Source organism: Peribacillus sp. NPDC056705, from assembly GCF_043656335.1.
Genome location: NZ_JBHTYI010000066.1, coordinates 1 through 4,634 on the forward strand (window position 1 = coordinate 1; position 4,634 = coordinate 4,634).

The 4,634-nt window shown below is 38.5% G+C and carries 3 protein-coding genes; all 3 read right to left on the reverse strand.

What is annotated here, in order from left to right; translation table 11 throughout:
• Positions 1–27: 27 nt before the first annotated feature.
• Positions 28–933 (reverse strand): LysR family transcriptional regulator, encoded by a 906-nt coding sequence (locus ACFRAK_RS27090; protein ID WP_387595785.1) that lies wholly within the window; start codon positions 931–933, stop codon positions 28–30.
• 118 nt (positions 934–1,051) lie between these two features.
• Positions 1,052–2,290 (reverse strand): MFS transporter, encoded by a 1,239-nt coding sequence (locus ACFRAK_RS27095; protein ID WP_387708467.1) that lies wholly within the window; start codon positions 2,288–2,290, stop codon positions 1,052–1,054.
• A 286-nt stretch (positions 2,291–2,576) separates the two neighbouring features.
• The coding region (locus ACFRAK_RS27100) for an alkyl/aryl-sulfatase (RefSeq protein ID WP_394572893.1) at positions 2,577–4,634 on the reverse strand (2,058 nt) is incomplete at its 5' end.

The window sequence follows — 4,634 nt, forward strand, 5'->3', positions numbered from 1 at the left end:
ATATTAGTTCCCCTTCATCATGGGAAACTAATATTTAAGAGCAGTATAGAATTCGAGACATTTAATAAATTCCCTGGCAGCTTTTGAAAAATACTGCTTCTTAGAGCGAACATAACCGAATTCCATTGTATTATTTTCTAACTCCACCAAAGGAATGGCCACAAGTTCCCCGCTTAGGAAATAGGGGTCGCTGTTCACTCCAATATCATAGGAAAAGGCAATGGCTAATCCCTCAGCGACGGTTTTTTTGATGATTTCCGTATTATTTGTGAAAAACAAGATATTCATCTCACCGTAATGATCAAAAAAACCTTTAATGAACGCCTTCATTCTTGGTCCATTGTAAACGACCAGATTTTGGTCCATTAGCTCTTGTGGGGTTATGCTTTTACGGTTGGCTAAAGGGGAATTCTTACTGACCGACACAATCACTTTTGCTTCCATTAAAGGTTGAAATTCCAACTCATGTTCTTTTGGCTTAATCTTTGGAATGTTCAAGAGCCCGATGTCTATCTTATCATTCAGTACTTCTTCGGTTATCTCTTGTCCCCCTTTTTCTTCAATCACGATTTTCACCTCAGGATACTTCTTCTTAAATAATGCCAAGGATTTAGGCAAAACCGTAAGAAATAAACCCTGTGTAGAGGATAGGCGTAACTCTTTTTCCATCGTATCTGAATGTATTTGCGCACTGTCTCTTATTTCTTCCAATTTGCTTAATACTTCAAGAGCCTTCTGGATGATTTCCTTTCCGTCCTCTGTAGGTATGGTTCCTAACCGTGACCGTTTGAAGATTTTTATACCTAATTCCTTCTCCAGACTGGTAATGGCCATGCTGATTCCAGATTGAGAGATATGGAGGCTCTCTGAAGCAGTGGAAATCGAGTTTACCTCGGCCACCTTTATGATATATTCCAATTGTTCTATATTCATTGTTCATTCTCCTTCTAGCCTATTACCCATATCATACCTCGAACAGAAAGCCCTTTCAATTTTAGAGAAGAAGAACCAGGACATCTAGAACTGTCTCGTCAAAAGCAGAGTGCCAGTTTTATACAATGGTAGTTGTTTTTTCGTATTCTTTAGCGGGTTGTGCCCGATTATTTTTTATAGAAACGGCAACAACCGTTCCCAATAACGCCATTATCACCAAAAACAGGAAAGCTGCATTATAGGAGTCATTAAACAAACTGATAATCAAACCGATGGCTAAAGGAGAAACCGCACCTGCAATTTGACCGGCAAAAGTTACAAGCCCGGAGGCAGAGCCCGTAAGTTCCTTTGGTGAGTATTTTATGATAATCGTATATAGAACGGTTCCAAAGAAAGACAGCGCTATGGAGTTAAGAGTGAGATAAGTGATGAAAAGTGCTATGGATGTGGCGTTAGACATTAAAAAGAGAAAAATTGCCGATAATAAAGCTCCTGCTGCAGCAAGATACTTCTCCCGGTTAGCCATATGCTTATCAAGGAGCCAACCGCTTACATTAAACATCAAGAAACCAAAAACATAAGGGATTGCCAATAAACCCCCTGCGGCTATTAAATCAACCCCTTTTTCCTTAACCAAATATATAGGCATCCAAGTGATCAGCCCATAGTTGATAATATTTGAGATAAACTTGAAAGATATGAGTTTCCAAATGTTTTCGATTTTAAATAATAGTTTCAGGGCTACCTTTTTTTGTTTCGGGTTGTCTTTTTTAACCTCTTGAGTTCCTTGAGGCTTTAGAATGAACCAAATACCGAAAGAAATTAATATCCCCAGAACTCCGGCAATGGTAAACATGCCCCGCCAACCGAAAGCTACAACCATCGAAGCTGCAAGAGCAGTACCTAATATCCCGCCAATATTCTGGGCAGACAGGAAAAACGAATTTGCCCGGCCCCGTTCTTCTTCCGGGAAGTTATTTCTTATAGTGGACATACTGGCAGGATAGAAAGGCCCTTCACCTAACCCGAACAGAAAACGAATGAATAATAAAGACATGAATGACCAAGCAAACCCAGACATAACAGTGAACAGTGACCAACTAAACAAAGAAACAGTTACCATGACCCTTGCTCCATATTTATCGGTCATCCATCCGCCAAGCGGTTGCATGAGTGAGTAACTAACAAAAAATATACTAATTAAAAAACCTGTCTGGGACGTATTGAGATGAAACTCATCCCCAATGGGAATAATTCCGACATTTATGGCAACGCGATCAAAAAAGCTTAAAATCATTCCAACAAATAAAAGGCCGCTGATCACTAATTTTCGTTTCTTACTTGCATACAGCTGCATTCCTCATCACTCCATCTTTTATATTTTCACAAAACTTTCGAATTATAGGGGAAGCGCTTACAATTCCTTTCAAAATGGCAAAGCTTGAAAATTCACTATTCACTTATTGATTTTTGTTCTGTGACTATTAGGAGCGTTTTCACTAAAAGACAATGATGATTTAAAAAAAACGAAACTGGAATGCCTACATGATTATTAGATACATTCAAGCCCACGAGACTAATAAGTAGGCTCGCGGGTAGAAATATTCGTCACTTGATCCATCATGCTATAAAGTAATTGATTATCATGGAGTAACGATATTGACCTTTGGCTGAAATTGATCAAGCAAAGACAGGAAATCTTCGAACTGTTCTTTATCACCGGAAATGGAAACTTTACCGGCCGCTTCCATTTTGGATAAATCTTCACGACCTAGAGCAATCTGATAAAAGGTCATTCTATCTAATGTTAATGTTGCATCAGGGTTGGAAGACATTTTCCCTTTTTCGAAGTTCAATACAGAATTATCCAGATTGAACATGTAATTGGTTTTCGAATCTGTCAATGTCAAATTGAATGTCATAATTTTATTTTCAGCTTTTGTTCCATTTAATTTAATGGACAAGAATTTCAGGAAATCATCCATTGGCATATTGAGCAACGTATCGAGAGTCATCATTCCGCCAGTTCCCTTCTTGTCTGCCACACCATTCCTTAACTCCTCTGCGCCGGCTAGATAGAAATTACGCCACACAGAAGATTCAGCAGTGTATCCTAATTGTTCATAAGCATTAGCCAGTAAATTTTTTGCTTCTGTATTTTTGGGGTTAGCCATGACTACATGCTTTAAGACTTGAGCCACCCAGCGATATTCCCCTTTTTTATAATCAAGTCTTGCCTGTTTAATGACCTTCTTTTCCCCACCCATATACTCTATATATTTAGCGCCCGATTCTTCTTGTGGTAAAGTATCCAAGTCGGATGGATTACCGTTGAAATATCCTAAATAAAAGTTATACACCGCTTTTACGTTGTGTTTCAAGGTTCCGTAATACCCCCGATTGGCCCAAACTTTATCCAACTTTTCAGGAAGCTTTAACTTTTCCGCGATTTCATCAGGTGTGAGTCCTAAATTAGCTAATCGTATCGTTTGGTCATGAATATATTTATACAAATCACGCTGACTTTCCAACTGCTCCAGAACATGGTCCTTTCCCCAAATGGGCCATGTATGAGCGGTAACCATAGCATCTATATCTTCATTTCCAAACAGATCAACCGTTTCATCAAGTGCTTTAACCCATTTTAAGGTATCTCTGGTTTTAGCTCCCCTTAATGTATAAATGTTATGTAACGTGTGTCCGGTGTTTTCGGCTACCACTAAAGTTTTGTAATCTTTGATGTAATAATGCATCTCAGATGGAGCTTCTGAATCCGGCGTCAATAAAAACTTAAAAGTTATTCCGTCTATTTCCACCGTTTGAATATCATCCTTTACTTCCATTGTTGGAGGCAAATAGCTAAAAGTTCCGTTACTTAATCCCGGGCCAATGCCAGAAGTAACAAACCCTCTTTCATTTGCGGGTAAAAGATTTCCAAACATATAACCTGCACGGCGAGACATTATATTACCTAAAAGAATGTTTTCACTTAGAGCTTCATCATTAAAACCTGCGGGAACAATAATGGGCACATTAGCTGGATTTTCAGCGTACTGAGCAATGCCTTTTATACCACCAAAGTGATCCGCATGACTATGACTAATAACAATGGCACTTACCGGTTTTTTGGGTCGATGTTCAAAATAAATCTCCATCGCTGCTTTGGCCGTTTCAATTGTAGAAAGTGTATCCAAAACTATTAATCCTGTTTTTCCTTCCACAATGGAAAGCACTGATAAATCCTGGCCCCGAACTTGATAAACGCCATCTACCACTTTAAATAAGCCTGTTATATTTTGTAATTGTGCCTGTCTCCACAAGCTAGGGTTTACAGTATTACTTGCCTGCTGATCTTCTTTGATGAATGAATATCGATTACTATCCCATACTACGTCACCTTTTGAATTTATTATTGGATTCATATTCAAGGGTGCAATGAATCCTTTATGTGCATCCTTGAAATCTTCCTTGTCTTTAAAATTCAACTGTTCATAAAATGCTTTATTTGCTGAAATAGTTGCATATGTTGCGGGCAATGGCTCACCAGATGAAGCATTTGTAACAGAAGATCCTGCAAGTATAGCAAAAACAATGGGAACGGAAACAATGCCTTTAATAAAAGTTACTTTGGACATTTCATACCCCTTTCTCGTTTGAATAGCAGATATCAGGTCTATATTCCGTGTGTTGAAGAAGTAAAC

Coding starts and splice junctions, on each gene's coding strand:
- ACFRAK_RS27090 (WP_387595785.1), bottom strand. CDS start 933: ATGAATATAGAACAATTGGAATATATCATAAAGGTGGCCGAGGTAAAC.
- ACFRAK_RS27095 (WP_387708467.1), bottom strand. CDS start 2,290: ATGCAGCTGTATGCAAGTAAGAAACGAAAATTAGTGATCAGCGGCCTT.